Here is a 24687-nt window from a genome sequence, read left to right as displayed (position 1 = left end):
AACGTCGGCGGGGCGAAAGGAAAAATAGTTCCGGGAAGGGGAACTGACCAGTTTCGTGATCGAGTCGATGCCGGTAACGGATATTTCGGGCGGTGCATTCTTCACGCATTAATCGCGTTAACAAGACAGGAATCGCTGGCCCACGATTTGCTCCACTCAGGGTAGAGCGGCTTCACCCGAACGGGCGACGGCGAGCCGTCACCGCGTCGGGTCCTTGCCGTTCGGCTGGCGGGGCCCCGGCCCGGGAGACCACCAGCCCGGCACCGTCTTCTCCCCGTGCACGATCGTGGGCGCGATGCCCTCGGTGAACGGCTCGATCTGCAGCAGCTGTCCCCAGGACTGGCTCGGCTGGCCGATCAGGTAGCTCGGCACTTCGGGCTCCTCGGCCAGCTCCTCCAGCCACCCGATCGGGCCGCCGTTGGTCGAGGACGCCCACTGGGCCTCGTCCGCCAGGCCGCCCGCGGTGATGCGGTAGTCCGGGACCTGCGAGATCCCGTCGTGGGACGTCACCGGCTGGACGCACGGGTACACGAACGACGCCGGCCAGTCGACGTACACCGGCTTCGACCCGATCCGGTCCGTCAGCGTCGTGAACGTCGGGACGCGCGGGGCCGACGCCGCGATCCAGCCGTCCTCCGTCAGGTCGTTGTCGACGATGTTGATGCGGACCGCGTTCGTCTCCGGCGGCAGGTCGCGCAGGTTGATGCGGGTGTCGTTCCAGCCGCCGGTACCCGAGCCCGGCGGCAGCATGAACTGGCTGCGCAGGATCTTCACGCCGTCGGGGGTGTCGACGCCGTAGTCGAGGCTGACCGACGTCGGACGGCGGGGCGCACCCGCCGTCGCCACCACGATCTGGCCGTCCGCGGGCTTCTCCGCCAGCGCGTACCAGTCGCTGCGCAGCCGGCCCGCCCGCGTCTCCGGGTCGAGGTAGCTCGACCACATCGGCACGGTCTCCGGGGTGAACCCGTGCGGTGGCTCGGCCAGGGGGTCCTTGTCGTCGACCGGGCGGGTGTGGAAGCCGGTCTGGACACGGCCGTTGTCCTGGTCCGGGTTGGGCAGCGGTGAGGTCTCCTGCGGCTTCACCGGAACGGTCCGCTGCTCGGGCTGCGGGTGCAGGATGCTCGTCGCCGCGTCGCGCTCCACCATCACGTGGTCGGACAGGTTGCAGCTCTTGCCGAACAGGTGCCCGACGTTCGCCGCGCCCAGGCTGTAGCTGCCGGCCTGGTTGTGGATCGCCCACGCCATCGTGACGAACTCGCCCGCCGCCACCAGGCCACAGACCACCACCAGCGACAGGGACCCGAGCCGCAGCGCGCGGCGCTTGCCCTCCTGGACCTGCGCGGGCAGCCCCGGCCGGTGCGCGCGGACGTTCTCGACGAACGCGTACACCCCCGCGATCCCGGCGCCCACCAGCAGGATCGTCGACAGCGGGATGCCGCCGACCGACGGCGCCACGTTCGTCCACTGGACCCCGAGACGCGAGACGAACCAGTAGGTGTTCGGCCCGGTCGCGGCCAGCGCGGCGACGACCAGCAGCCCGGCGAGGAACGCGGCGCGGTTGCGGCTGGACCGCAGCACCGTCGAGCCGGTCGCGAGCGCGGTCAGCGCCGCCATCGACGCGCCGACCGCGGCGAACGCGCCGAAGTGGTGCGTCCACTTCGTCGGTGTCAGGGCCAGCAGCAGGAAGAACAGCGCCGTCGTGCCGATCAGGCGGCGCGCGGGGCCGAGCGCCGCGCCGGGGATGCGGCCGCGGCGCAGCAGCATCACCAGGCAGGTGCCGGTGCACAGCAGCACCAGCAGCACCGGGAAGCGGCGCGGCGCCGAGCCGTCCGGCAGGCTTTCGAACAGCAGCTGGTAGCGCGAGAGCTCCTGGAACCACGACAGGTTCGGGCCCACCTGGGTGCGGATCCGCGTCGCTTCCTGGACCGTCGCGAACGTCTGGTCGGCGAACACCACGACCAGCACCAGCAGCCCGGCCGCGGCGACCGGCGCGACCACCGGCATCCAGCCGTTCTCGGTCGCGCGCTGGCGGATCAGCTTGAACAGCGGGCGCGCGGCGACCAGGAACGGGGCCACCGCGATCAGCCCGGTCGGCGTCGCGGCCAGGGTGAACCCGGCGGCGGTCAGGCCGAGGCACAGCGGCAGCAGCCGCCGCGTCACCAGCGCACGCTCCACCGCGCAGATCGCCAGCAGCGAGCCCAGCGCGGCCACCGGTTCCGGGCGGACGCCGTTGTTGTAGGGCATCCACCAGATCAGGAACACCGTCGCGGCGGCCCAGCTGGCCGGGCGGCTGGTGCGGATCTGCGTGCCGAGCCGCGGCATCACCTCGCGGCTGATCAGCAGCCAGCTGAGCACGCCGAGCAGGAACGACGGCAGCCGGATCCACGGCGGCACCGTGCTGACGTGCGTCATCAGCTCGAAGACGTGGTAGAACCAGCCGAACGGCGCTTCGGCGACGCCGAACCAGCGGTGGTAGTTCGTCAGGTAGCCGGTCGCCTCGGTGACCCGCGCCATCGTGAGGATGTAGCCGTCGTCCGACGTCACCGGCCCGATGAAGACCCACGCGCCGAGCGCGGCGATCACCGTCACGTCCCGCATCGTCAGCCGCCACCAGCCGACCGGCGCCCAGCGCGGCGCGCGTCTCGCGAAGCCGGAGTCGCGGTGCCAGACCGCGATCAGGGAGCCGATCAGCGAAAGCACGGCAAGCACGCCGACGATGATCTTCAACGCGGTCGGCGACGTCTGGTAGCGCGTGTCCGGCACGACCGAGACGTGCAGGCCGGCGATCGGGTCCTTGCTCGAGTTGATCGAGGAGTAGATGCCGATCACGCGGGGGCGGACGTCGCCGCCCGCGTGGAAGATCGGCGTCCCGGCCACGGCGAGGGTCATCTGCGTCGCGTCGACGTCCAGCTCGACGTCGCACTTCTCGGCGGGCAGCGGCTGCTGGGCGATCTGCTGGCCCTGGCTGGAGGCGAGCAGCACGCCGTTGTCGACGCGCAGCTGCAGGCCGACGCCGTTGCCGGCCTTCGGGTCGGTGCGGCCGTCCGGCGCGGTGGCGAGCAGCAGGCCCGGGCCGTTCGTGCGGGCGTCGACCGAGCGGATGGCCGCGCACGGCAGTTCGGCGCGCAGGTCCTGGGCCCAGTAACCGGTCAAGGGCGCGTTGACGGAGCGGGTGTCGCTGCCGGTCGGCCAGACGACCTCCGCCGTGTCCTGCACCACCGGCAGGAAGGGGAAAGCCAGCGCGCACAAGGCCGAGAGCAGCCCCAGCGCTACGGCAATCAGACGCATCGGCGCAACGCTAACGGGTCAGACGGCGGCGGCTGACGCAGCCCCCGGGTCACGCGGGGTGAACCGTCCGTGGTGGACCGCCGCGGTCAGGGGACGGCGGCTACGCCAGCCGTGGCGCTCCAGGTCCGGCACGGTCTCGAGCCGGCTCACCGGGCCGGCGCACAGCCACGCGACCGGCCGGATGCCGTCGGGGATGCCGAGCAGCTCGTTCAGGAAGGGTTCGCGGTAGAAGCTCACCCAGCCCACGCCGAAGCCTTCGGCGGTGGCCGCCAGCCAGAGGTTCTGGATCGCCAGGCAGACCGAGTACAGGCCGGCGTCGGCGATGGCGTGCCGGCCGAGCACGTCGGGCGCGCCGCGCGCCGGGTCGTAGGTGACGACGATGCCCAGGCTCGCCTCGAGGATGCCCTCGATCTTGATGTTCGCGAAGGTGCTCGCGCGGTCTTCGCCGAGCTGACCCGCGAAGACCTCTCGCTCCTCGTGGACGTGCTTCGCGAACTTCTGGCGCGTCTCGACGTCGTCGACCAGCACGAAGTCCCACGGCTGCGTGAGCCCGACGCTCGGCGCGGCGTGCGCGGCCTCGAGGATCCGCGTCAGGGTGGCTTCGGGGATGGGCTCGCCGGTGAACTCGCCGCGGACGTCCCGCCGCTTGCGCAGGACTTCGTAGAACTCTTCGATCATCTGCGCAGGACCCATTCGACGGCTTCGGGGACGGTTTCGGCGGTCTCGGTGCCGGGGCGTTCCGGCCGCCTGATCACCAGGACGGGGACGTTCAGCTCCCGCGCCGCCGTCAGCTTCGCACTGGTCTGCGCGCCGCCGGAGTCCTTGGTGACCAGGACGTCGACCCGGCTGAGCAGCTCGCGCTCGGCGGCCACTTCGTACGGGCCGCGGGCCAGGATCAGCTCGTGCCGGCGGGGCAGCGGGGGCGCGGGCGGGTCGACGCAGCGGATCAGGAACCACAGGCCGTCGAGGTGCGCGAAGGCGGGCAGGCCCTGGCGGCCACTGGTGAGGAAGACGCGTTTGCCGAGGGCGGGGAGCATCCGCGCGGCCTCGGCGAGATCGTCCGCCCAGTGCCAGACGTCTCCCGGCCCCGGCTGCCAGCCCGGCCGGGCGAGCCGCAGGAGAGGCGTTTTCGTCAGTTCGGCCGCCATGGCCGCATTGGTCCCGATCCGCTCGGCGAAGGGATGCGTGGCGTCCACGACGGCTTCGATCCGGTTTTCGCGCAGGTAGAGCGCGAGGCCTTCGGGACCGCCGAAGCCGCCTACGCGTACTTCGCCGACCGGGAGCCTCGGCCGGGCGACGCGTCCTGCGAGCGAAGAGACAACGCGGACTTCGCGCTTTGTCAGCGCTTCGGCGAGCTGCCGCGCTTCGCCGGTTCCGCCGAGGATCAGGATCACGGGCGACGCCCGTAGCCGACGGCTTCGCGCCAGCGGTCCAGCGTGCGCATGTTGGCGAGGGTCTCCGCCCAGGTCAGCTCCGGCGCCTGGCGGTCGTCGACGTGCGCGGCGACGTGGTCCGCTTCGCGCGCGAAGACGCCCTGGGTGGCTTCGACCTCGATGACCTCCGGCTCGCCGTCGGCGGGGGTCAGGACGATCTGCGAGACGCCGGGCCCGCGCAGCGGGTGGATCCACGCGGGCCGCGGGACGTGGAGCTGCCCGCGCGAGCCGAAGACGCGGATGCCGTCCTCGCGGGTCAGCCGGATCCCGCACGAGATCGTCGCGAGGATGTCCCCGGGCAGCCGCAGCAGGCCGGTTGCCCACTCGTCGACGCCGGTGGCGGACAGGTGCGCCATCCCGCTGACCTCGGACGGCTCCACGACGTCCTGCCCGGTCGCGGCCTGGGCGACCAGCCGGGCGAGCGACGTGCAGTAGCACCCGACGTCCAGGATTCCGCCGCCGCCGAGCGCGGGATCGGCGAGCCGGGCGGTCTCCTCCGGGTTGCTGTCGAAGGAGAACGTGGTGTCGACCGCCCGGACCTCGCCGATCGCGCCGGAGGAGATCAGCTCCACCAGCCGCCGGGTCTGCGGGTGCAGCCGGTACATGAACGCCTCCATCAGGAAGACGTCGTGCTTGCGCGCGGCGGTGATCACCTCCTCGGCGTCGGCCGCGGTGACCGTCAGCGGCTTTTCGCAGAGCACGTGCTTGCCGGCTTCGGCGGCGGCGATGGCCCATTCCTTGTGCATCGCATGCGGCGTCGAGACGTACACGGCGTCGACGTCCGGGTCGGCGAGGAGGTCTTCGTAGCTTCCGTACGCCTTCGGGATGTCGAAGCGGTTGGCGAACTCCCGCGCCCGGTCGGCATCCCGCGCGCCGACGGCGGCCAGCCTGCCGTGCTTGCTCTCCTCGACGCCCGCGGCGAAGTGGGCGGCGATGGTCCCGGCGGCCAGCAGGCCCCAGCGAAGTTCGGTCACAACGACTCCGGTTGGTTCGCCCGGTCGCGGGCACTGGAATAGAGGAAGCTGTCGGGGAAGTCCGTGGCGGCGAGCACCCGGCCGACGAAGATGGTGGCGGCGCGCGTCATCCCGGCTTCGCGGACCAGCATCGGCAGTTCGCCGAGCACGCCGCGCACCACGGTTTCGCCGGGCTGGGTCGCGAGCGCGACGACGGCGACCGGGCAGTCTTCGCCGTAGTGGGGTGTCAGGTCCTCGGTCACCCGCTCGACGTGGTTGATCGCCAGGTGCAGCGCGAGCGTGGCCCCGGTCGCGGCGAAGGCGGCGAGGGTTTCGTTGGGGGGCATCTTCGTGGATCGCGCCTGGACACGGGTGATCACCAGGCTCTGCCCGACTTCGGGCACGGTGAGTTCCCGCTTCAGCACGGCGGCCGAAGCGGCGAAGGCGGGCACGCCGGGGACGACCTCGTACGGCACACCGGCGGCGTCGAGCCGCCGCATCTGCTCGGCAACGGCGCTGTAGAGCGACGGATCACCGGAGCACAGCCGCGCGACATCGTGGCCGGCCCGGTGCGCTTCGACCAGCTTGGCGACGATCTGTTCGAGGCTCAGGCCGGCGGTGTCGACCACCTCGGCGCCGGGCGGGCAGTGGGCGAGGAGGTCGGGCGGGGTCATGCTGCCGGGGTAGAGGCAGACCCCGCAGCGGGCCAGCAGGTCCCGGCCGCGCACGGTGATGAGGTCCGCGGCCCCGGGCCCGGCGCCGACGAAGTGCACGGTCATCGGCCGCGCTCCGGGGTGCGCGACGGGCCGCCGGTGGCCGCCGTCCCACCTCGCACGCCGGTCATCGGTTGCTCCACTGGGTCACCGTCCGCGCCGGGGTCCAGCCGGTGAACCCGCCGAGCGGGGCCGCCCGCTCCACGCCGATCCTCAACAGTTCCCCTCCGTGCTGCTCGTACGCGCGCGCCAGGACCTGCTCGGCCTCCAGCGTCACGCCGTGTGCCACCACCCGCGCGCCCGTCGCCAGGCACACGTCCAGTACTCCCGGCGCCGTCACCCCGCCGCCGATGAAGACGGCGTCCGGCGCGGGCAGCGCGCTCAGCGCCTCCGGTGCTTCCCCGGTCACCACCTCCAGTTCCGGTACTCCCAGGTCCAACGCGTTCCGTCCGATCCGTTCGGCCCGTTCCGCCGAGCGCTCGATGGCGATCGCGCGGTTCAGCCCGTGCAGCCGCGACCACTCGATGCCGACGCTGCCCGCGCCCGCGCCGACGTCCCACAACAGCTCGCCGGGACTCGGCGCGAGGCGGGCCAGCGCCGACACCCGCAGGTCGCGTTTGGTCAGCTGCCCGTCGTGGGCGTACACGTCGTCCGGGACGCCGATCAGCGGCAACGCCGGGCCCACGCACTCCAGCGCGAACACCGTCAGCGGTCCAGGATCGCCGGCCCAGCCGTCGGAGATGCGCTCGTCGGGCCCGCCCAGGTTCTCCAACGCGATCAATTCGCTCTCGCCGTAACCCCGCACGGTGAGCAGGGAGCGCAAAGCGGGCGCGTCGGCACCCAGGACGAGCACTCGCCGTCGCGGCGCCAGCACCCGGGCGACGCGGGCCGACGACCGGCCGACGATGGTGACCACCTCGGCCTCCTCGGCGGACCAGCCCAGCCGTGCCCGGGCCAGCGTCACCGACGAGACCGCGGGCAGCGCCTCGACCTCATATCCATGGGCCACGAGCGTAGTGCCGACCCCCGACAAAAACGGATCTCCGCTGGCCAGGACGCAGATCCGGGCTCCTTCGTGCTCGGCGAGCACCGCGTCGAGGCCGGGCAGCAACGGCGTCGGCCACGCCTGCGCCGTGACCCCGTCGGGCAGGTAGCCCAGCTGCCGGGGCGCGCCCAGCACGACGTCGGCGGCCAGCACCGCGTCCCTCGCCTGCTCCGCCAGTCCGGACCAGCCGTCGGCCCCGATCCCGACCACGGTCAGGCGGTTCGCGGAGCCTGGCTCCACCGCCGATCCACGTGATTCTTCGCGCACGATTTCCCACCCTAAGCGAGGCGGGCGCTGTGCGATGATCGGCCGGTCGCCGAGTTCAGGAGTGCTGTTGAAGCCGTACCCGTTCACCGCCGTCGTCGGGCTGCCGGACCTGCGCCTCGCCCTGGTCCTCTCCTCGATTTCGCCCGCCGTCGGCGGGGTGCTGGTGCGCGGTGAGAAGGGCACGGCGAAGTCGACCATGGTCCGCGCGCTCGCGGGCCTGCTGCCGGGCGTCGACGTCGTGGACGGCTGCCGGTTCTCCTGCGATCCCGCGGCCCCCGACCCGCTCTGCCCGGACGGCCCGCACGACGGCGCGAAGAGCCACCGCCGTCCGGCGAAGCTGGTGGAACTCCCGGTCGGCGCCGCCGAAGACCGCGTCATCGGGAGCCTGCACCTGGAACGCGCGCTGGCCGAAGGCGTGACGGACTTCCAGCCGGGCCTGCTGGCCGCCGCGCACCGCGGACTGCTCTACGTCGACGAGGTCAACCTGCTGCACGACCACCTCGTCGACACCCTGCTCGACGCCGCCGCGATGGGCCGCGCGACCGTGGAACGCGAGGGCGTCTCGGTGTCGCACGCGGCCCGGTTCGTCCTGATCGGCACCATGAACCCGGAGGAGGGCGAGCTGCGGCCGCAGCTGCTGGACCGGTTCGGGCTGACCGTCGAGGTCGCCTCCAGCCGCGATCCGGAGCAGCGCGTCGAGGTCGTCCGGCGCCGCCTGGCCTACGAAGCCGATCCCGACGCCTTCGCCGTGCAGTACGCCGCCGAAGACGCCCAGCTCGCCGCGGACATCGAAGCGGCGCAACGGCTTCTGCCCGCCGTCAAGCTCCCCGACGAGGCGCTGCGCCGGATCGCCGAGATCTGCGCGTCCTTCGAGGTCGACGGCATGCGCGCGGACATCGTCACGGCACGGACGGCGGTCGCCCACGCGGCTTGGGCCGGCCGTGACGAGGTCACGACCGACGACGTCCGCGTCGCCGCGCGCCTCGCGCTGCCGCACCGGCGCCGCCGGAACCCGTTCGACGCGCCGGGCATCTCGGAAGAGCAGCTGGAGCAGGCCTTGCAGGACGCCCAACCGGACCCGGGACCCGAGGACGACGGTCCCGGCTCGGGCTCGGCGCCGTCGGAGGCACCCGAGCCGCAGGGGAGCGAAAACGCGCCGCAGGGCGAACCGAAGCAGAGCGGCGGCAGCCAGAAAACCGTCGGCGCGGGGGAGACCTTCAAAGCGCGCGTGTTCCGCGTCAAGGGCATGGGCGAGGGCGAGCGCGGACGCCGTTCGCGCGCGATCACCGACAGCGGCCGGACCATCGGCGTCCAGCCGGATAGGGTCCGCGAAGGCCGGCCCCACCTCGTCGCGACCGTGAAAGCCGCGGCGCCGCACCAGAAAGCCCGTGGCCGGGTCGGCGCCGGGCTGAAGCTGCGGCCGGAGGACCTGCGGTTCGCGCTGCGCGAAGGCCGCGAAGGCAACCTCGTGCTGTTCTGCGTGGACGCGTCCGGCTCGATGGGCGCGAAGGCGCGGATGCGCGAGGTCAAGTCCGCGGTCCTGTCGCTGCTGCTCGACGCCTACCAGCGCCGCGACAAGGTCGGGCTGGTCACGTTCCGCGGCGACGCGGCCGAACTCGCGCTGCCGCCGACCATCAGCGTCGACGCGGCCGCGTCCCGCCTCGAAGGTCTCCCGACCGGTGGCCGGACACCCCTGGCCGAAGGGCTCCTGGAAGCCGCGCGGGTACTGCGCGTCGAAGAAATCCGTGACCCGCGGCGGCGGCCGTTGCTGGTCGTCGTCACCGATGGGCGCGCCACCAGTGGCCCGGACGCCGTCGCGCGCGCCCGGGCCGCGGCCGGGCTGCTCGGCGGCGTCACGACCGTCGTGATGGACTGCGAGAGTGGCAAGATGCGGCTCGGGCTGGCCGCCGACCTCGCCACCCACCTCGGCGCGGAGCACGTTCCCCTCGCCGGCGTCGCCGCCGAATCGCTGGCGGACGCCGTCCGCGCCCGGACCGGAAGGGCTGCCTGATGCCGCAGGGAAAACCGTCGGTGGTGCCGGAAGACGGCCTGACCACGCGCCAGCGCCGCAACCGCCCGCTGCTCGCCGTGCACACCGGCGAGATGAAGGGCAAGTCGACGGCCGCGTTCGGGATGGCCTTGCGCGCCTGGAATCAGGGCTGGTCGATCGGCGTGTTCCAGTTCGTCAAGTCGGCGAAGTGGCGCGTCGGCGAGGAAGCCGCGTTCCGCGCGCTGGGGAAGCTGCACGACGACACCGGCCAGGGCGGGCCGGTCGAGTGGCACAAGATGGGCGAAGGCTGGAGCTGGGCGCGCAAGTCCGGCAGCGACGAGGACCACGCGGAGAACGCGCGTGAAGGCTGGGCGGAGATCAAGCGACGGCTCGCCGCCGAGACGCACGGCTTCTACGTCCTCGACGAGTTCTCCTACCTGCTCAAGTGGGGCTGGCTCGAAGTGGACGACGTCGTGTCCACTTTGGTCTCGCGGCCCGGGCATCAGCACGTCGTCATCACCGGCCGGTACGCGCCGCCGGAGCTCGTCGAAGCGGCCGACCTGGTCGCCGAGATGACCAAGGTCAAGCACCCGATGGATGCCGGCCAGAAGGGCCAGCGGGGGATCGAGTGGTAGCGCGCGTGGTCATCGCCGCGCCCGGTTCCGGGCACGGCAAGACCACGATCGCCGCCGGGCTGATGGCGGCGCTTCGGGCGGCCGGGCACCGCGTTTCCGGGCACAAGGTCGGTCCCGACTTCATCGACCCGGGCTACCACGCCCTCGCGACCGGACGTCCCGCGCGCAACCTGGACCCGTTCCTGCAGGGCGAGGACCGGCTGGTTCCCTTGCTGCGGCACGGTTCCCACGGCGCCGATATCGCCGTCATCGAGGGCGTCATGGGCCTGTTCGACGGGGCTTTGGGCACCGAGGGCTACGCGTCGACCGCACACGTGGCCCGTGTCCTGGACGCGCCGGTGGTGCTGGTCGTCGACGCTTCGGCGGCTTCGCGCAGTGTTGCTGCGACGGTCCTGGGGTTCGCCCATTACGACAACCGGGTGCGGCTCGCCGGCGTCATCCTCAACAAGCTGGGCTCCCAGCGGCACCTCGACGAAATCGCGTCCGCGCTGGAAGCCACCGGCGTCTCGCTGCTGGGTGCGTTGTACCGCAACGAAGAGATCCACGCACCGAGCAGGCACCTCGGGCTCGTCCCGGCGGCGGAACGGGCCGCGGAGGCGCAGCGTGTGCTGCCCGAGCTGGCCGCGTGGGTGACCGACGGCGTCGACATCGAGGCGATCGTCCGGATCGCTTCCGGGGCGCCGCGGCTTTCGGCGCCGCCGTGGGAACCGTCCGGTGTGGACGGTCCACGGGTGACGGTCGCGGCCGCGGGCGGCGCCGCGTTCACCTTCCGCTACACCGAGAACATCGAGCTGCTGGCCGCCTGCGGCGTCGAGGTCGTGGACATCGACCCGTTGCGAGATCAGGCTTTGCCCGAAGGGTGTGCCGGTCTGTACTTCGGCGGCGGGTTCCCCGAGGTGCACGCGGCCGAGCTGTCGTCGAACACGGCGTTGCGTTCCGCGGTGGCTTCGGCCATCCAGGGCGGGATGCCGGTGAGCGCCGAGTGCGCGGGTCTGCTGTACCTGTGCCAGTCGCTGGACGGCGTGCCGATGGTCGGCGCGGTTCCCGCGGACGCCAAGATGACCGCCCGCGGGAAGCTCGGCTACCGGCGAGCGGTCGCCGTCGAGGACAACTTGCTGACGACGGCCGGTCAGCGCGTCACCGGGCACGAATTCCACCGCACCGAGGTGACGCCGTCGCACGGCGCCTCGGCGGCCTGGGGCTGGGACCGGCAGCTGGACGGCTTCGCGTCGCTGACGCTCCACGCGTCCTACCTGCACGTCCACTGGGCCGGGTACTCCGAGCTGGCGCACCGGTTCGCCGCGAGAGTCCGGGCGTATGGCTGACTACGACCTGCACCACCATGGTGATCGTGAGGTCGGGCCGGGGCTGGTCGATCTTGCCGTAAACGTCCGGTTGCCGCGGCCGCCCGCGTGGCTGCGGGCGGAGCTGGCGTCCGCGTTGGACTCCCTCGCCGCTTACCCGTCCACTTCGGATGCGGTGCGGGCCGTCGCTGCTCGCCACGGCCGTTCTCCTGCGGAAGTGCTGGTCACCGCGGGCGCCGCGGAGGCGTTCACGCTGCTGGCTTCGGCTTTCCGGCCGCGGCACGCCGTAGTCGTGCACCCGCAGTTCACCGAGCCGGAAGCGGCGCTACGGGCGGCGGGGCACGCGGTCTCGCGCGTCATCCTGTCCGAGGCGGACGGTTTCGTCCTCGATCCGGCGCTGGTCCCGGCCGATGCCGATCTGGTGTTCGTCGGCAATCCGACCAACCCGACGTCGGTCCTGCATCCCGCGTCGTCGCTGCTCTCCCTGACGCGTCCTGACCGGCTGCTCGTGGTCGACGAGGCGTTCCTGGACGCGGTACCCGGCGAGGTCGAGAGCCTGGCCGCCGGCCACCCGGGTGTCGTCGTGCTGCGCAGCCTGACCAAGACGTGGGGCCTGGCCGGGCTGCGGGCGGGGTACGTGCTCGCGGCGGCGGACGTCGTCGAGCGGCTGCGGGCGGTGCAGGTGCCGTGGTCGGTGTCCACGTTGGCCGGGGTGGCGACGGTGGCGTGCTGCCGTCCGTCCGCTTTGGAGGAAGCGGAGAAGCTGGCGGTGGCCGCGGAAGCAGACCGCGAATACCTGGTGTCGGGCCTGGCTTCGCAGGGCGTCGACGTACTGGGCGATCCGCGTGGACCCTTCGTGCTGGTACGCGTTCCTGATGGCGCGTCTCTGCGAACGCGCCTGCGCGAAGCGGGCTACGCAGTGCGGCGAGGAGACACGTTCCCCGGGCTCGGGCCGGACCACCTGCGGCTGGCGGTCCGCGACCGCGTGACGACGGACGCGTTCCTGACCGCGTTGCGAAAACTCTCGTAACACCGACAGGGGGTTGTCGCCACGGCCGCCGAAACTGGGCGGAGCCGGGAAACGCCCGGCGTGGCAGCGAGAGGAACGACATGCCCAGCTTCAACGACGTGGCCTGGTTCGAGATCGGCACCGACGATCCGGCGGCCGCCGAACAGTTCTACGGCGAGGTTTTCGGCTGGACCGTCGCGCAGGACGACGCGGCGAGCACCGATACCGCCTACCGCGTCATCGACACCGGCGGCTCGCGCGGCGGCCTGTTCACCGGCCGGGAGAACTACGCGGTCTTCACCGTGCTGGTCGAGGACGTCGACGCCACCTGCCGCCAGGTCGAGAAAGCCGGCGGGTGGGTGCAACGGCCACCGAGCGTCAACCCGGTCGGCGTGACGTTCGCGCACGTGCTCGACCCGGCGGGCAACCACTTCTCGGTGTTCACCCCGCCAAAGTGAGCTGATGGACGTCGCCGTACGGGATCTCGAGGTCCTCCGGCCGAAGCCGGCGAAGCGGCGGCACCTCGGCGGTCACGGTGAAGGAGGTGATCCGGTCGGTGCGAAACGCCCGGATCTCCCGGCGCAGCCGGCACCACGCCACGAGGTACCAGTGCGTGGGCTTGCCGACATAGCCGAGCGGCTCGACCTCCCGCCGGGTGACGGTGCCTTCGCGGTCGGCGTACCGGATGCGCAGCACGCGGCGGATACCGAGCACGTGCGGCATCGGCGGGATGGGACCGTCGCCGAGCAGGTGGACACAGGCGGCGAGGTCCTGCGCCGCATCCGCGTCCTCCCGCCGCATCGCGGCGACCAGCTTGCGCAGCGCCGAGCGCCCTTCCGCCCGGAAGGGGGTGGCCTCGAGGTGTCTCAGCGCGAGCGCCATGGCGACGGCCTCGCCGGGCGTCAGGTTGACCGGCGGCATGGTGTGCGCCTTGTCGAGGCAGTAGCCGCCGGTGCGGCCGGTCTCGGCGTAGATCGGCGTGCCGGATTGCTGCAGGGCGCTGATGTCCCGTTCGACGGTGCGGACGCTGACCTCGAACCGGTTCGCGAGCCAGCGCGCGCTGCGTGGCCGCGGCGCGACGGCGCGCAGTTCTTCGACGAGGGCGTAGAGACGATCGGTTCGGTTCACACGGATCAAGGTAAGGAGGGGGTACGACAGTTTCGGTTACTCGCAGAGCTGCTTGAGTCCGTCGAGTGGCCGGCGCCGGACCAGGTCGGCGGTGGCCTCTTTTCAGGGTGACGCCGGGCGGCGGGCTAGGTCGACAGCGCGAGCAGGGCGGACGCGACGGCGGCTTCGACACCGGCGCCGAGGACGTCGCCGGTGATGCCGCCGAGCCGCTTGGTGCATCGCCACAGGAGCGCTCCGGCGACGCCGTAGGCGAGGAGGACCGCGAGCGGCCCGCGCCACCACGGCAGTCCGGGCAGCAGCACGGCGAGCGCGGCGGCGGCGACCCCGACGGCGAGCGCGGCAGTGCGCGGAACCGAGCCGGCGACGGTGGCGCCCAGCCCCTCCGGCCGCGCCGGCGGAACGCCCCGCGCGCACGCCATCGAGAGCGTGCAGCGGCCGACGAGCACGCCCGCGGCCGCCGTGAGCGGATTGGCGGCGGTCAAGGCGCCGACCTGGAGGAGGAGAACCAGGACCAGGGTCGCGACCCCGGTGGGACCGGAATCGCCGCGGCGCATGACGTCGAGGGCCTTGGCGCGGTCGTAGGAGGCACCGAGGCCGTCGGCGGTGTCGGCGAGCCCGTCGAGGTGCAGGCCCCGGCTGCCGAGCGCGACGGCACCGAGGGCGAGCGCCGCGGTGGCGAGCGCGGGCAGCCCGGCGGCGGACCCCGCCCAGACGATCCCCCCGGCGGCAGCGGCCAGGGGAATCGCCGCGAGCGGCGCGAGCACCATGGCGCGCCCGGCCACCCACCGGTCGATGACGCGCGGCGCCGGGACGGGCACGGTGGTCAGCGTCCCGACGGCCATCCGCGCGGCATCGACCCAGCGGCTCACGTCGGGCTGTCCACAGGCAGGCCGACGGCAAATTTGCCCGAGAAGGCCCCTGACCAGCGAATACGCGACTTTGCCGGAACCCTCTCCGCAGAGTGCGGAGGCTGCTGTGAGGCGGCCGGTCCGGTCGGCCGCAGGAGCCGAGTGCGCGGCCCGCAGTCGGCGACTTCGCCGGACCGAAGGATGTTCGCTCCTGGCCTCGGGGGTCTCCGCAGAGCTGGGTCCGGCTCCTCTGCGCGGCAAGGCAGGCACCCGGCGGGGCTGCGGTAAGCGCGTGAGCGTGCGCCGGGCTGGTGGCCGGATGTCGTGAACGACTCGTTCATGACGTCTGACGACAGGAAAGAGTCGTTCATGACGTCGCATCCGTCCGACGGTGGATTCGCCGGAACCCTGCGGGGAGTGGCGGGGGCTGCGCTTTTCATGCCAGGTCGGCCAGCAAGCCCATTTCGGCCAAGATCGCGCGGGCGGCGCGCAGCGTCGGCACCGCCTGCACCGCCCCGCTCCCTTCGCCGAGCCGCAGGCCGAAGTCCAAGATCGGCTCCAGGCCCAGCGCCTTCAACGCGAACGCCTGCGAAGGTTCCGTCGAGCGGTGCCCGGCCAGCCACCACTGCTCCGCTCCCGGCGCGATGTCGCGCGCCACCAACGCCGCCGCGCCGGAAAAGACTCCGTCCAGCAGCACCGGGATGCCGAGCACCGCCGCCTGGACCAGGAAACCCGCCGTCGCCGCCAGGCACGCGCTGCCCAGCGCCGTCAAGCGCTCGAACGGGTCCTCCGTGCGGCCGGCCGTCCGCATCAACGCCGCCGCGACCGCCGCCGTCTTCCGCTCCAGGCCCGCCGCGTCGATCCCGGTTCCCGTGCCGACCACCTCCGCCGCGGGCAGGCCCAGCGACGCCGCCACCAGTGCCGCGCACACCGCCGTGTTGCCGATCCCCATGTCGCCGGGGATCAGCACGTCCGCATCGCGTTCCTCGAGAGCGATCGCGCGGCCCGCGTCGAACGCCGCCTGCGCTTCGCCCGGCGACAACGCGTCCTCGACGTCGATCGAGCCCGAGCCGCGGCGGATCTTGTGCGCCGTCACCTCGGGGGGCACGTCCGCGCCGTCCCAGTCGACGCCGATGTCGGCCACCCGCACCTTCGCGCCGACCTGCGCGGCCAGCACGTTCACGCCGCTCTTGCCGGCCAGGAACACCCGGACCATCGCCGCGGTCACCTCACGCGGGTACGCCGAGAGAGCCGACACGCCGTGGTCGCCCGCGAAGACGACTACGCGGACGTCGTCGAGGGGGCGCGGCGGCACGCTGCCGTGCGCCGCGGCCAGCCAGGCGGCGATCTCCTCCAGCCTGCCCAGCGCGCCGAGTGGCTTGACCAGGCCGTCCAGCCGCTCCAGCGCGGCGGTGCGGGCGGCGGGGTCGGGCACGGGTACGTCGAACACGGGCGCCTCCTGGCTACAGGTCGAGTGCCCGGCCCGCGACGACCAGCACGACCCGGTCGGCGTCGGCGGACACCCGGTTGTTGAGTGCGCCCAGCACATCACGGAACAGCCGGCCGGACGAGGTTGCGGGCACCACACCGCTGCCGACCTCGTTGCTGACCGCGACCACCGGCACCCGCGCCGCGGCCCACGCGGCGAGGAAGTCCTCGAGCCGGTCGTCCAGCCGGTGCTCCCAGCCCGGCTTCTGCCGCCACGCGCCGACGTCCTCCAGCACACGGGACAGCCAGGTGCCGAGGCAGTCGATCAGCAGCGGCTCGGTCGCCGTGCGCAGGATCCCGGCCAGGTCGGTGGTCTCGACGGTCTTCCAGTGCGCCGGCCGCCGCGCCTGGTGCGCCGCCACCCGCGCGGCCCATTCGGGGTCGTCCTCGCCCGCGGGCAGGCCGGGCGCGACGTAGACGAGGTGCGGGTGGCGGTCGACGAGCCGCTCGGCGTGCCGCGACTTCCCCGAGCGGACGCCGCCGAGGACCAGCACCTTGCCTTCGTCGCGTCCGGACCGGCGCAGTGTTCGTGCCAGGGTCTCGAGGTACCCGGCGAGCCGGTGGCGCAGCCCCGCCGACGCACGTTTCCCCGCGGAGGCGGCATTGGGCGCCGCCGACGTACGTTTCTTCGCGGAGGCGGCATTGGGCACAGTCATACCCGGCATTCTGGTGCACGCGCTACCGTGCGCCACGTGCCACTCCGTCTAGGGACAACCGCGGCCGGACTCGTTACCGGATATGTCGCCGACGCACTGTTCGGTGACCCCCGTAAGGGGCATCCGGTCGCTCTCTTCGGTACCGCCGCGGCCCGCCTCGAACACCGCTTGTGGGCTGATTCGAAGCCGCGCGGAGTCGCGTACGCGGGGTTGTGCACCTTCGGTGCCGTCGGTCTCGGCGTCGCGCTTCAGACGGCGACGCGGCGACGTCCCTTCGCGCGCTTCTTGGCCACGGCCGCGTCTACCTGGGTCGTGCTCGGTGGACGCGGTCTCGCCGCCGAAGGCGCCGAAATGGCCCGGCTGCTCGAAGCGGGGGAAGTGCCTGAAGCGCGTCAGAGACTCTCGCACCTCTGCGCGCGCGACGCGACGACGCTCGACTCCGCTGAGCTCACCCGCGCGGCCACCGAGTCGATCGCCGAGAACACCTCGGACGCCGTGGTCGCGCCGCTGTTCTGGGGTGCCGTCGCCGGGGTGCCGGGTCTCCTCGGCTATCGCGCGCTCAACACGCTGGACGCGATGGTCGGTTACCGCTCGGCGCGCTACCGGCGCTTCGGCTGGGCCGCGGCGCGCGCGGACGACGTCGCCAACCTGGTGCCGTCGCGGATCGGCGCCGCGCTCACGGTGGTGTGCGCGGGCGGCCGGGCGCGGGAGTCCTGGCGGATCTGGCGCCGCGACGGCGGACGGCACCCGAGCCCGAACGCGGGCCAGGTGGAAGCCGCGTTCGCCGGCGCGCTGGGCATCCGGCTCGGCGGGACGAACAGCTACGGCGGCGAGATCGAGAGCCGCTCCCGGCTCGGCGAAGGCCGCGACCCGGAGCCGGTGGACCTGCGCCGCGCGGTCCGCTTGTCCCGCCTGGTCGGCGCGGCGGCGGTGCTGATCGCCGCGACTGCAGCCCCCACCACTCCCCGGGGGGCGGCCCCTGACCAGTCTATCGGCTCCCGGGCCACGAAAACCCCCGCTCGGCGATCTGTGGACAACTCCGCCGCTGCCGGCCCGGGTGTGGACAAAAAGCGGGTCACGCGCCGGAACCGTCGGACCGGGGTGGCACGATGAGCGGCCTGCTCGTCGCCGGGACGACGTCCGATGCCGGGAAGAGCCTGGTCACCGCCGGGATCTGCCGGTGGCTTGCGCGGCGGGGGGTGCGGGTTGCGCCGTTCAAGGCGCAGAACATGTCCAACAACTCGATGGTCTGCGGCGACGGGGCCGAGATCGGCCGGGCCCAGTGGGTGCAGGCCCGGGCCGCGGGCGCCGAGCCCGAGGCGGCGATGAACCCCGTCCTGCTCAAGCCCGGCAGTGACCGGCGCAGCCACGTCGTCGCGCTCGGGAAGCCGTTCGGCACCCTCGAAGCCGGGGAGTACGCCACCGGCCGGGCGGGGCTCGCCGAGATCGCCTTCGGTGCCTTCGAAGACCTCAGCGGCCGGTACGACGTCGTCGTCTGCGAAGGCGCCGGGAGCCCCGCGGAGATCAACCTGCGCGGCGGCGACTACGTCAACATGGGGCTCGCGCGGCGGTTCGGGCTGCCGGTGGTCGTCGTCGGCGACATCGACCGCGGTGGCGTGCTGGCCGCGATGTTCGGCACCCTCGCGCTGCTCTCCGCCGAGGACCAGGCCCTGGTCGCCGGCTGGGTGGTCAACAAGTTCCGCGGGGACGTCGGCCTGCTGCGGCCCGGCCTGGACAGCCTCGAGAAGGTGACCGGGCGGCCCGTGCTCGGCGTCCTGCCGTGGCTCGACCGGGTGTGGATCGACTCGGAGGACGCGCTCGCCGCAGCGGGGTGGCGCCGGGAGGCGCTCAAGACCGGCCTCGACGTGGCCGTCGTGCGGTTCCCGCGCGCCTCCAACGCCACCGACGTCGACGCCCTGGCCGCCGAACCCGGCGTCACGGTCACGCTGACCGCCGACCCCGACCGGGTCGCCGCGGCCGACGTCGTGGTGCTGCCCGGGTCACGCGCCACCGTCGGCGACCTCGGCTGGCTGCGTGAGCGCGGTCTCGACGCGGCCGTGACGGCCCGGGTCGCGGCCGGACGGCCGGTCCTCGGCATCTGCGGCGGCTACCAGATGCTCGCCGAGTCCATTGTGGACGACGTCGAGTCCGGGGCGGGCGAGGTGGCCGGCCTCGGCCTGCTGCCGGCGAAGGTGACGTTCGCCGCGGAGAAGGTGCTGGCCCGCCCGGTCGGCGAGTGGCGCGGCACCCGGGTGGCCGCCTACGAGATCCACCACGGCTCGGTCACGTCGGCGACGGCGACCGAATCCTTTTTGGACGGTATGCGGGCCGGTGCGGTCTGGGGCACGATGTGGCACGGCGCGTTCGAGAACGACGCCTTCCGCCGCGCCTGGCTCACCGAAGCGGCGGCGCAGGCGGGCGTCGGCTGGGCCCCGGCGCCGGGCGCCCCCGGTTTCGGCGAGCTGCGCGAGGAAATGCTGGACAAGCTGGCGGACGCCGTCGGCGAGCACCTGGACACCGCAGTGCTCGAGACGCTGCTGGAGCGGGGCGCGCCGCCGAACCTGCCGTTCGTCCCGCCCGGCGCGCCCTGAGGCTCAGCGTCGGTACGGCGCCAGGTACTGCCCGCCCCGCGCCTGGACCGCGCAGACGGCGGTGTGCTTGCCCGCCGCCCAGCCGGCCCCGGCGGGGTGGAACGTCACGACCTCTCCGCTGTCCGGCTCCACGCCGGAGCCGAAGAACCGGTCGCTCCGGACCTGGCAGCCCGCCGTCGCGGCCTGCTCGAGTTCGTCGTCCGAGGGCGCCCCTGTGTGCGGCGTCAGGGTGAAGGTGGCGAACGCTTCGCCGTCGTGCGGCTTCGTGCAGGACGCCTTGGCGATGTCGGTGTCCTGCTTGAGGTAGCACTCACCGGTCTTCAACGCCTGCCCGGTCGGGGCCGTGCCGCCGCCGGTCGACCAGTCGACGGACACGATCAGCGCGCCCGTGAACACCGCGGCCCACACCACACTCAGCACGATCCCGGCGATCGCCATACCGCGCCCGGTCTGGTTCCGCTTGGGTATCTGCACCAGCGCGACGACGCCCAGGATCGGCGCCACCAGCAGCGACAACCCGAAGATGCCGAGGATGCCCAGTACCAGCGACGCGACCGCGAAGGGGTTGCGCGTCGGCGGCGGCGGCGCAGCTCCCGGCGTCAAATTCGCCAGGCGTGAAGAATCGACATCGGACATGGTTCCCCCTGTGCAGTCCTGTCGTCGGCAGTGTAGGCAACCGGTCCGACAGAAACCGCACAGGGAGAACACTCAGGCGGTGACGGCGGCCTTCCGGTTCAGCGCCTTCTCCGCGAACGCGCCGAACGCCAGTCCCAGCGCCAGCCACAGCGTCAGCTGGGTGCCGACCGAGGCTGTCCGGAAACTCCACAGCGTCGACGCCGGGAACGACGCCGGGACCTCGTCGACCACCGGCATCAGCCAGGCGACCACGCCGATCACGACGAGGTAGCCCGCCGCGGCGAGCAGGAAGCCGTTCCACGCGCCGAGGCGATCCGCGAGCTTGCGGCCGAACACCGTGGCGAGGATGCCGGCCAGCAGCGAGACGGCGACGAACCCGAAGTACAGCTCGGTCCGCGAGCCGATCGTGCCCGGCTGACCCACCGCGGGCGGGTTGGCCGGGTACTTCAGGAACGGCACCAGGAACACCACGGCGAACGCGCCCGCGGTCAGCAGCAGCGCCGTCACCCGCGGGCGGAGGCTGCCGAGCCGTCCCTGGGCGAACGCGAACCCGAGCGAGAGCAATCCGCCGATCGCGACGCCGTAGACCAGCACGCCGGTCAGCAGGCCGACCGTGCTCTGGATGTCCCGGGGGACGAGTTCTTCTTCGTGTTCCTGAGCGGGTGCGGCGTCGGGGGAATGGGTGTGGCCGGCGGACTCCTCGAGCCCGATGGCGGCGTTCACCGACGGCTCGCCGAAGGCGTAGGCGAACCCGAACGCGAGCACGCCGGCGATCAGGCCCGCGAGCATGCCGCGGACCAGAAGGGTCTTCATCATGGGAGCGCGTGCCCGCCGATCAGTGGCAGGGGAAGGCCAGCAGGTGCCGGCCGTCGTGCACGAACTCGTGGACGTAGGAGTTCGCGAAGACCGCCGTGGCGCCCTGTTCGGCGCTCACGAAGTAGAGCGCGATCAGGGCGAGGAGCACCACGAACACCGCCCACGGCACGATCTCACGGACCGGGATGCGGATCGGGAGCGGAACGGCGGGAGCTGCCGTGTGGGTCATTGGTGGCCTCCTCGGGCTTTCGCGGCCTCATCGGGGTCGGTCACGACGGTCCGGGTCTGGCTTCCCCTGGCAGGGGTCACAGTGGCGCGACCGCGCGGACTTGCACCGCGTTCCGGAATCCGTCGTCTGGCCGGTTGAGCGTAGGTCCGCGCTTCCGGGCGCGTCAATGTGACAATGCCGCGGTGACTCGAATGGTGGCGGCCCTCGATGTGGGCGGGACGACGATCAAGGCAGCGCTGCTCGACGAGCGGCTCCAGCCCCAGGCGGCATTGCGGGCGGAGACGGCGCGCAGCGCGGACGGGACGGCGCTGGCCGCGCAGGTCGCGGACATCGTGGCCGCGCTGGCGGAGCAGGCGGGCACCGGGCAGCCGGCGGCGGTCGGCGTGGTCGTGCCCGGGATCGTGGACGAACAGACGCGCGTCTGCCACTTCTCGGCCAACCTCGACTGGCGCGAAGTCCCCTTCGGCGAGCTGCTGGAGGGACGGCTCGGGCTGCCGGTGGCGTTCGGCCACGACGTCACCGCGGGCGGCATCGCCGAGTTCCGGGTCGGCGCCGGGCAGGGCGCGGCGAACGCGGCGTTCATCCCGGTCGGCACCGGGATCGCGGCCGCGCTCCTGCTCGACGGCCGGATCCACCGGGCGCACGGGCAGGCGGGCGAGGTCGGGCACATCGACGTCGGCCACCCCGGCAAGTGCGGCTGCGGCGCGACCGGCTGTCTGGAGGCGATCTCGTCGGCGGCCGCGATCGCCCGCCGCTACACCGAGCGCACGGGCCGCCCGGCCGACGGTGCCCGCGAGGTGGTGGACCTGGCCCGTCACGGCGACGAGGTGGCGGTGGCGGTGGTCCAGGACGCGCTCGACGGGCTCGGGCACGGGATCCGCACGCTGCTGACGCTGCTGGGTCCCGAGGTGATCGTCCTGGGCGGCGGGCTGTTCACCGCCTCGGACTACGTGCTCGAGCCGGTACGGGCTTGGCTGGCCGCGCACCTGACGTTCCAGAAGATGCCGGAGCTGCGGATCGCGAAGCTGGGCGACGAGGCCGGGCGGCTCGGCGCGGGTCTGCTGGCCCTGGACCTGCTCGACGCCTGACCCGCCCGAGTTCGTGAAGGCGCCCGAGGGGGCCTTCACGAACCGGAGGGCGGCGGGTCAGCAGGGACCGATGGAAGACGCCTGGTCGTTCGGGTCCTTGCCGACGTAGCTGCTTGCCGTGCCCGCGTTCATCAGCGGGTCATTGCGTTTGGCGTAGTTCTCGTTCCAATACCAGCAATACACCTGTCCCGTGTTGTTCACCCACGAGCTCAGCTGATCGGACCACGTTCCGTCGTTGTTGTTGTGTTTGGAGCTGCGGCAATCCTGGCAGGCGAAAGCACGGAGGTCCGGGTAGGCCGCGCCGGCCGGGATGACCAGGACCTTCCCCCCGAAGTCCTTGTGTTCGTACAGGCAGACCGAACTCGCCGGGCAGCTGTCGAGGACGGCGGCCGGCAGCGCGGCCGGAGTCACCGGCGCGGCCGTGGCGATTCCGGTGATCGTCAGGAAAAAGGCTGAGCCGATTCCCGCGAGTGCGGCAAAACGGGATCGAAACGTCGACATCTGCTATTACTCCCTTTCTGTGGGCGGTAACGCAGGGTCGAGCTTACGGGCGCGCTCGGGGGAATTCGTTGGCATATCTCGCAAATCCGCGTCCCGCGCCGGCCGCCCGGTTGGCACGACGCGCAATCAGCTTCAGGCGCCGGCCAGCAGGCGGGCGACGGCCGCGGTGAGGACGCGGACGCCCTTCGTCGAGCCGGGATCGACCGCGGTCACCTCCCGCACCCGCCGGAGGCGGTAGTCGAGGGTCCGGGGATGGATGTGCAGCGCGACAGCGGCGCGGAGCCGGTTCATGTCGTTGCGGTAGTAGACGTCGAGCGTCCGCACCAGGTCCGGGCCGTTCGCGAGCCGCCGCGCGACGTCGCGGAGCCACTGGTCCACCTCGGGCACCCGCACGACACCGAGCTCGACGAAAACGTCCGCGATCCCGCACACGGTGTGCGGCACCCGCTGCACCGGCGCGACCTCGGCCACCTGGCGTGCCGTGGACACGGCCTCGGGCAGCTTGCCCGCCGGACCGGTCGCGACGCCGACGCGGCAGGGACCCGCCACCACCTCGGCGATGTCCCGCACCACCGGCAGCGCGTCGTCCGGCGACTCCTCCGGCGGAGAACACACGGGCAGCAGCGCGAGGAGCTCGTCCGGCCGGTGCCAGGCGATCGGCACGGCGTGCATCTTGAACACCGACTCGACGAGGTCGTCGTCGTGATCACCGCGGCAGGACGGCCGGCCGGGAAACCGCATCACCACCGTGACGTAGCGGTCGTGCAGGCAGACGCCGAGGTCGCGGGCGAGGCCGGGCGCCGACAGGTCACCGGCCAGCAGCAGGTCGACGAGGTCGCGCAGCCGCTTGCCCACCGAAAGCCGGAGCCGCTGTGCGGCCAGGTACCCGTCGAGGTAGGAGCCGCTGCCCCGGGTGCCCTGCTCGCCGAACCAGGCCGTGAGGCGCAGCAGCTCCTCGAGGTCGTCGCCGTCGGCCACTTCGTTGATCTCACGCAACATCAAAGTGGCGTGCAACGCGAGGACACGTTGCGCCGCGCCGGTGGAGAACCCTTCTTCGGCCCGTTTCCGGCCGATGTCCCCGATGAAGGAAAGGTCTTCGTCGGAAAGCCGGCGGCTTTCCGAGACCAGTTCGACGGTGTGGCGGCGGAACCACACGGCGTAATCCAGCATTTCCGCCCGGGAACGGGGATCTTCGGCGTGGACCCGGTAATCCGGAAGCTCGCGTTCGTAGGCTTTCACCTCGGCCCGCGCATTGGCGTCGGACCGTTTCATCAGCTGTTCCAGCAGGCCACTCATGTCGATCCGTCCTCCCTGCCCGGGCGGGTAACGGGTGCCGTTCGGCTTCGACGTGCGGAAACGCGGGCCCCGAGAGACTCGGGGCCCGCGTTCAGTCGCGCATGCGGATCACTGCCACCACTGCGACTTGCCACCCGCGATGAAGTCCCACAGCTGCAGGCGCGTGCCGTTGCCGCCCGCCGTGCCCTCGGCGGTCAGGTAGCGCGGGCTGGCCGGGGTCTGCAGACGCAGGTAGCCCTCGGGGATTTCGGCGAGGGTCCACCACTGGTTCTTGCCGCCGGCCATGAAGTCCCACAGCTGGATCTTCGTGCCGTTGCCGTTGATGGAGTTCAGGTCGGCGTCGAGGTAGCGGCCGCTCTGGTAGTTCTGGAACCGGTAGTAGCCCTCCGGGTTCTGGGTCAGCCAGAACGCCTGGTTGGGCGCGGTGTCGTTGCAGTCCCAGAGCTGCATCTTCGTGCCGTTGGCGTTGATGGTGTTCAGGTCGGCGTCCCAGCAGCGCCCGAAGCCCACGGACTCCAGCAGGTACGGCCCCGGGTCGACGGCCTGCGCGGCCATGGTGTTGGCCGAGCGCTGCTGCTTCGCGGCCCCCGCCACCTTGGCCGGGCGCAGCTTGATCTGGCCGAGCGACGTGACCGGCGTCCCCTTGCCGTCGGCCGCGCCGGCCTGCGGCACGGCGATCAGGCCGAACAGGCCCGCCGCCGCGGCGACCGTCACCATCAGGCGCTTCATCTTCGTCATCGTTCCCCTTTTTTCCGGCATCGTTTCGCGTAGCT

General features: G+C 72.4%; 24 protein-coding genes. 8 read left to right on the top strand and 16 right to left on the bottom strand.

Annotated features, from left to right (window positions below; all coding sequences use genetic code 11):
• Positions 1 to 198: 198 nt before the first annotated feature.
• The 6 genes from CF165_RS33860 to cbiE all read right to left on the bottom strand — a co-directional run bounded on the left by CF165_RS33860 (position 199) and on the right by cbiE (position 7699).
• The gene (locus CF165_RS33860; protein WP_093951652.1) at positions 199 to 3288 is read right to left on the bottom strand and encodes an arabinosyltransferase domain-containing protein; all 3090 of its coding nucleotides are present in this window, start codon (positions 3286 to 3288) and stop codon (positions 199 to 201) included.
• 18 nt (positions 3289 to 3306) lie between these two features.
• Positions 3307 to 3966 (bottom strand): 5,6-dimethylbenzimidazole synthase, encoded by a 660-nt coding sequence (gene bluB / locus CF165_RS33855; RefSeq protein ID WP_093951651.1) that lies wholly within the window; start codon positions 3964 to 3966, stop codon positions 3307 to 3309.
• Positions 3963 to 4682: a cobalt-precorrin-6A reductase gene (locus tag CF165_RS33850; RefSeq protein ID WP_093951650.1), complete on the bottom strand. Its 720-nt coding sequence runs from the start codon at positions 4680 to 4682 to the stop codon at positions 3963 to 3965. The genes bluB and CF165_RS33850 overlap by 4 nt, the downstream gene beginning before the upstream one ends.
• Positions 4679 to 5695 (bottom strand): Gfo/Idh/MocA family protein, encoded by a 1017-nt coding sequence (locus CF165_RS33845; protein ID WP_093951649.1) that lies wholly within the window; start codon positions 5693 to 5695, stop codon positions 4679 to 4681. Before CF165_RS33845 ends, CF165_RS33850 begins: the two co-directional genes overlap by 4 nt.
• A complete protein-coding gene (cobM, locus tag CF165_RS33840; protein WP_093951648.1) occupies positions 5692 to 6453 on the bottom strand; it encodes a precorrin-4 C(11)-methyltransferase in 762 nt (253 codons plus the stop codon). The genes CF165_RS33845 and cobM overlap by 4 nt, the downstream gene beginning before the upstream one ends.
• 61 nt (positions 6454 to 6514) lie before the next feature.
• Positions 6515 to 7699 carry a precorrin-6y C5,15-methyltransferase (decarboxylating) subunit CbiE gene (cbiE, locus tag CF165_RS33835; protein WP_093951647.1) on the bottom strand — a complete coding sequence of 395 codons (1185 nt, stop codon included), beginning with the start codon at positions 7697 to 7699 and terminating at the stop codon, positions 6515 to 6517.
• A gap of 67 nt (positions 7700 to 7766) precedes the next feature.
• Here cbiE and CF165_RS33830 point away from each other — a divergent pair, with 67 nt between their 5' ends.
• From CF165_RS33830 to CF165_RS33810, 5 genes are all read left to right on the top strand, one after another.
• A complete protein-coding gene (locus tag CF165_RS33830) occupies positions 7767 to 9710 on the top strand; it encodes a putative cobaltochelatase (protein ID WP_093951712.1) in 1944 nt (647 codons plus the stop codon).
• Positions 9710 to 10324: a cob(I)yrinic acid a,c-diamide adenosyltransferase gene (gene cobO / locus CF165_RS33825; protein WP_093951646.1), complete on the top strand. Its 615-nt coding sequence runs from the start codon at positions 9710 to 9712 to the stop codon at positions 10322 to 10324. The genes CF165_RS33830 and cobO overlap by 1 nt, the downstream gene beginning before the upstream one ends.
• The gene (locus CF165_RS33820; protein ID WP_093951645.1) at positions 10318 to 11649 is read left to right on the top strand and encodes a cobyrinic acid a,c-diamide synthase CobB; all 1332 of its coding nucleotides are present in this window, start codon (positions 10318 to 10320) and stop codon (positions 11647 to 11649) included. Before cobO ends, CF165_RS33820 begins: the two co-directional genes overlap by 7 nt.
• Positions 11642 to 12658: an Rv2231c family histidinol phosphate aminotransferase CobC gene (cobC, locus tag CF165_RS33815; protein ID WP_093951644.1), complete on the top strand. Its 1017-nt coding sequence runs from the start codon at positions 11642 to 11644 to the stop codon at positions 12656 to 12658. Before CF165_RS33820 ends, cobC begins: the two co-directional genes overlap by 8 nt.
• An 80-nt stretch (positions 12659 to 12738) precedes the next feature.
• Positions 12739 to 13095 (top strand): VOC family protein, encoded by a 357-nt coding sequence (locus CF165_RS33810; protein ID WP_093951643.1) that lies wholly within the window; start codon positions 12739 to 12741, stop codon positions 13093 to 13095.
• Here CF165_RS33810 and CF165_RS33805 read toward each other — a convergent pair.
• The 4 genes from CF165_RS33805 to CF165_RS33790 form a co-directional block, all read right to left on the bottom strand.
• Positions 13079 to 13765 (bottom strand): helix-turn-helix transcriptional regulator, encoded by a 687-nt coding sequence (locus CF165_RS33805; protein WP_240521917.1) that lies wholly within the window; start codon positions 13763 to 13765, stop codon positions 13079 to 13081. The two genes, CF165_RS33810 and CF165_RS33805, sit on opposite strands and share 17 nt — an antisense overlap.
• Before the next feature lie 125 nt (positions 13766 to 13890).
• Positions 13891 to 14607, bottom strand: a complete 717-nt coding sequence (locus CF165_RS33800) for an adenosylcobinamide-GDP ribazoletransferase (RefSeq protein WP_093951711.1) — start codon at positions 14605 to 14607, stop codon at positions 13891 to 13893.
• Positions 14608 to 15049: 442 nt separating this feature from the next.
• On the bottom strand, positions 15050 to 16063 hold the full coding sequence (cobT, locus tag CF165_RS33795) for a nicotinate-nucleotide--dimethylbenzimidazole phosphoribosyltransferase (RefSeq protein ID WP_093951641.1): 1014 nt from the start codon (positions 16061 to 16063) through the stop codon (positions 15050 to 15052).
• A gap of 13 nt (positions 16064 to 16076) precedes the next feature.
• Complete coding sequence (locus tag CF165_RS33790; RefSeq protein WP_093951640.1) at positions 16077 to 16757, bottom strand: bifunctional adenosylcobinamide kinase/adenosylcobinamide-phosphate guanylyltransferase; 681 nt, start codon at positions 16755 to 16757, stop codon at positions 16077 to 16079.
• Between the two features lie 36 nt (positions 16758 to 16793).
• Here CF165_RS33790 and CF165_RS33785 point away from each other — a divergent pair, with 36 nt between their 5' ends.
• Positions 16794 to 17870, top strand: coding sequence for a cobalamin biosynthesis protein (locus tag CF165_RS33785; protein WP_093951710.1), 1077 nt, complete (start codon positions 16794 to 16796; stop codon positions 17868 to 17870).
• On the top strand, positions 17867 to 19348 hold the full coding sequence (locus tag CF165_RS33780) for a cobyric acid synthase (RefSeq protein ID WP_093951639.1): 1482 nt from the start codon (positions 17867 to 17869) through the stop codon (positions 19346 to 19348). Before CF165_RS33785 ends, CF165_RS33780 begins: the two co-directional genes overlap by 4 nt.
• Before the next feature lie 3 nt (positions 19349 to 19351).
• On the opposite strand, the gene CF165_RS33775 is transcribed toward CF165_RS33780, so the two are convergent.
• The 3 genes from CF165_RS33775 to CF165_RS33765 all read right to left on the bottom strand — a co-directional run bounded on the left by CF165_RS33775 (position 19352) and on the right by CF165_RS33765 (position 21029).
• The gene (locus tag CF165_RS33775) at positions 19352 to 19984 is read right to left on the bottom strand and encodes a DUF4190 domain-containing protein (protein WP_093951638.1); all 633 of its coding nucleotides are present in this window, start codon (positions 19982 to 19984) and stop codon (positions 19352 to 19354) included.
• Between the two features lie 72 nt (positions 19985 to 20056).
• Entirely contained in the window at positions 20057 to 20800 is a 744-nt protein-coding gene (locus CF165_RS33770; RefSeq protein WP_093951637.1) for a CbtA family protein, read from the bottom strand.
• 19 nt (positions 20801 to 20819) lie between these two features.
• Positions 20820 to 21029 carry a CbtB domain-containing protein gene (locus CF165_RS33765; protein WP_093951636.1) on the bottom strand — a complete coding sequence of 70 codons (210 nt, stop codon included), beginning with the start codon at positions 21027 to 21029 and terminating at the stop codon, positions 20820 to 20822.
• Between the two features lie 191 nt (positions 21030 to 21220).
• Between CF165_RS33765 and CF165_RS33760 the strand changes: the two genes are divergently transcribed.
• Positions 21221 to 22117, top strand: coding sequence for an ROK family protein (locus CF165_RS33760; RefSeq protein WP_093951635.1), 897 nt, complete (start codon positions 21221 to 21223; stop codon positions 22115 to 22117).
• Between the two features lie 57 nt (positions 22118 to 22174).
• Here the strand turns inward: CF165_RS33760 and CF165_RS33755 are convergent, their stop codons facing one another.
• The 3 genes from CF165_RS33755 to CF165_RS33745 all read right to left on the bottom strand — a co-directional run bounded on the left by CF165_RS33755 (position 22175) and on the right by CF165_RS33745 (position 24652).
• Positions 22175 to 22618, bottom strand: coding sequence for a peptidase inhibitor family I36 protein (locus CF165_RS33755; protein ID WP_093951634.1), 444 nt, complete (start codon positions 22616 to 22618; stop codon positions 22175 to 22177).
• A gap of 132 nt (positions 22619 to 22750) precedes the next feature.
• Positions 22751 to 23914, bottom strand: coding sequence for a PucR family transcriptional regulator (locus CF165_RS33750; protein ID WP_093951633.1), 1164 nt, complete (start codon positions 23912 to 23914; stop codon positions 22751 to 22753).
• Between the two features lie 108 nt (positions 23915 to 24022).
• The gene (locus CF165_RS33745; protein WP_093951632.1) at positions 24023 to 24652 is read right to left on the bottom strand and encodes an RICIN domain-containing protein; all 630 of its coding nucleotides are present in this window, start codon (positions 24650 to 24652) and stop codon (positions 24023 to 24025) included.
• Positions 24653 to 24687: the final 35 nt, after the last annotated feature.

The organism is Amycolatopsis vastitatis, assembly GCF_002234595.1.
Lineage (GTDB): Bacteria > Actinomycetota > Actinomycetes > Mycobacteriales > Pseudonocardiaceae > Amycolatopsis > Amycolatopsis vastitatis.
Note: the sequence above shows the minus strand (reverse complement) of the source record. Positions and strands in the feature narration are given on the sequence as shown.

What these genes read in the sequence shown, in the direction of transcription:
- CF165_RS33860 (WP_093951652.1), bottom strand. Translation starts at nt 3,288, where the DNA reads ATGCGTCTGATTGCCGTAGCGCTGGGGCTGCTCTCGGCCTTGTGCGCG.
- bluB (WP_093951651.1), bottom strand. Translation starts at nt 3,966, where the DNA reads ATGATCGAAGAGTTCTACGAAGTCCTGCGCAAGCGGCGGGACGTCCGC.
- cobM (WP_093951648.1), bottom strand. Translation starts at nt 6,453, where the DNA reads ATGACCGTGCACTTCGTCGGCGCCGGGCCCGGGGCCGCGGACCTCATC.
- cobO (WP_093951646.1), top strand. Translation starts at nt 9,710, where the DNA reads ATGCCGCAGGGAAAACCGTCGGTGGTGCCGGAAGACGGCCTGACCACG.
- cobC (WP_093951644.1), top strand. Translation starts at nt 11,642, where the DNA reads ATGGCTGACTACGACCTGCACCACCATGGTGATCGTGAGGTCGGGCCG.
- CF165_RS33810 (WP_093951643.1), top strand. Translation starts at nt 12,739, where the DNA reads ATGCCCAGCTTCAACGACGTGGCCTGGTTCGAGATCGGCACCGACGAT.
- CF165_RS33800 (WP_093951711.1), bottom strand. Translation starts at nt 14,607, where the DNA reads ATGGCCGTCGGGACGCTGACCACCGTGCCCGTCCCGGCGCCGCGCGTC.
- CF165_RS33790 (WP_093951640.1), bottom strand. Translation starts at nt 16,757, where the DNA reads ATGACTGTGCCCAATGCCGCCTCCGCGAAGAAACGTACGTCGGCGGCG.
- CF165_RS33780 (WP_093951639.1), top strand. Translation starts at nt 17,867, where the DNA reads ATGAGCGGCCTGCTCGTCGCCGGGACGACGTCCGATGCCGGGAAGAGC.
- CF165_RS33775 (WP_093951638.1), bottom strand. Translation starts at nt 19,984, where the DNA reads ATGTCCGATGTCGATTCTTCACGCCTGGCGAATTTGACGCCGGGAGCT.
- CF165_RS33770 (WP_093951637.1), bottom strand. Translation starts at nt 20,800, where the DNA reads ATGATGAAGACCCTTCTGGTCCGCGGCATGCTCGCGGGCCTGATCGCC.
- CF165_RS33765 (WP_093951636.1), bottom strand. Translation starts at nt 21,029, where the DNA reads ATGACCCACACGGCAGCTCCCGCCGTTCCGCTCCCGATCCGCATCCCG.
- CF165_RS33760 (WP_093951635.1), top strand. Translation starts at nt 21,221, where the DNA reads ATGGTGGCGGCCCTCGATGTGGGCGGGACGACGATCAAGGCAGCGCTG.
- CF165_RS33755 (WP_093951634.1), bottom strand. Translation starts at nt 22,618, where the DNA reads ATGTCGACGTTTCGATCCCGTTTTGCCGCACTCGCGGGAATCGGCTCA.
- CF165_RS33750 (WP_093951633.1), bottom strand. Translation starts at nt 23,914, where the DNA reads ATGAGTGGCCTGCTGGAACAGCTGATGAAACGGTCCGACGCCAATGCG.
- CF165_RS33745 (WP_093951632.1), bottom strand. Translation starts at nt 24,652, where the DNA reads ATGACGAAGATGAAGCGCCTGATGGTGACGGTCGCCGCGGCGGCGGGC.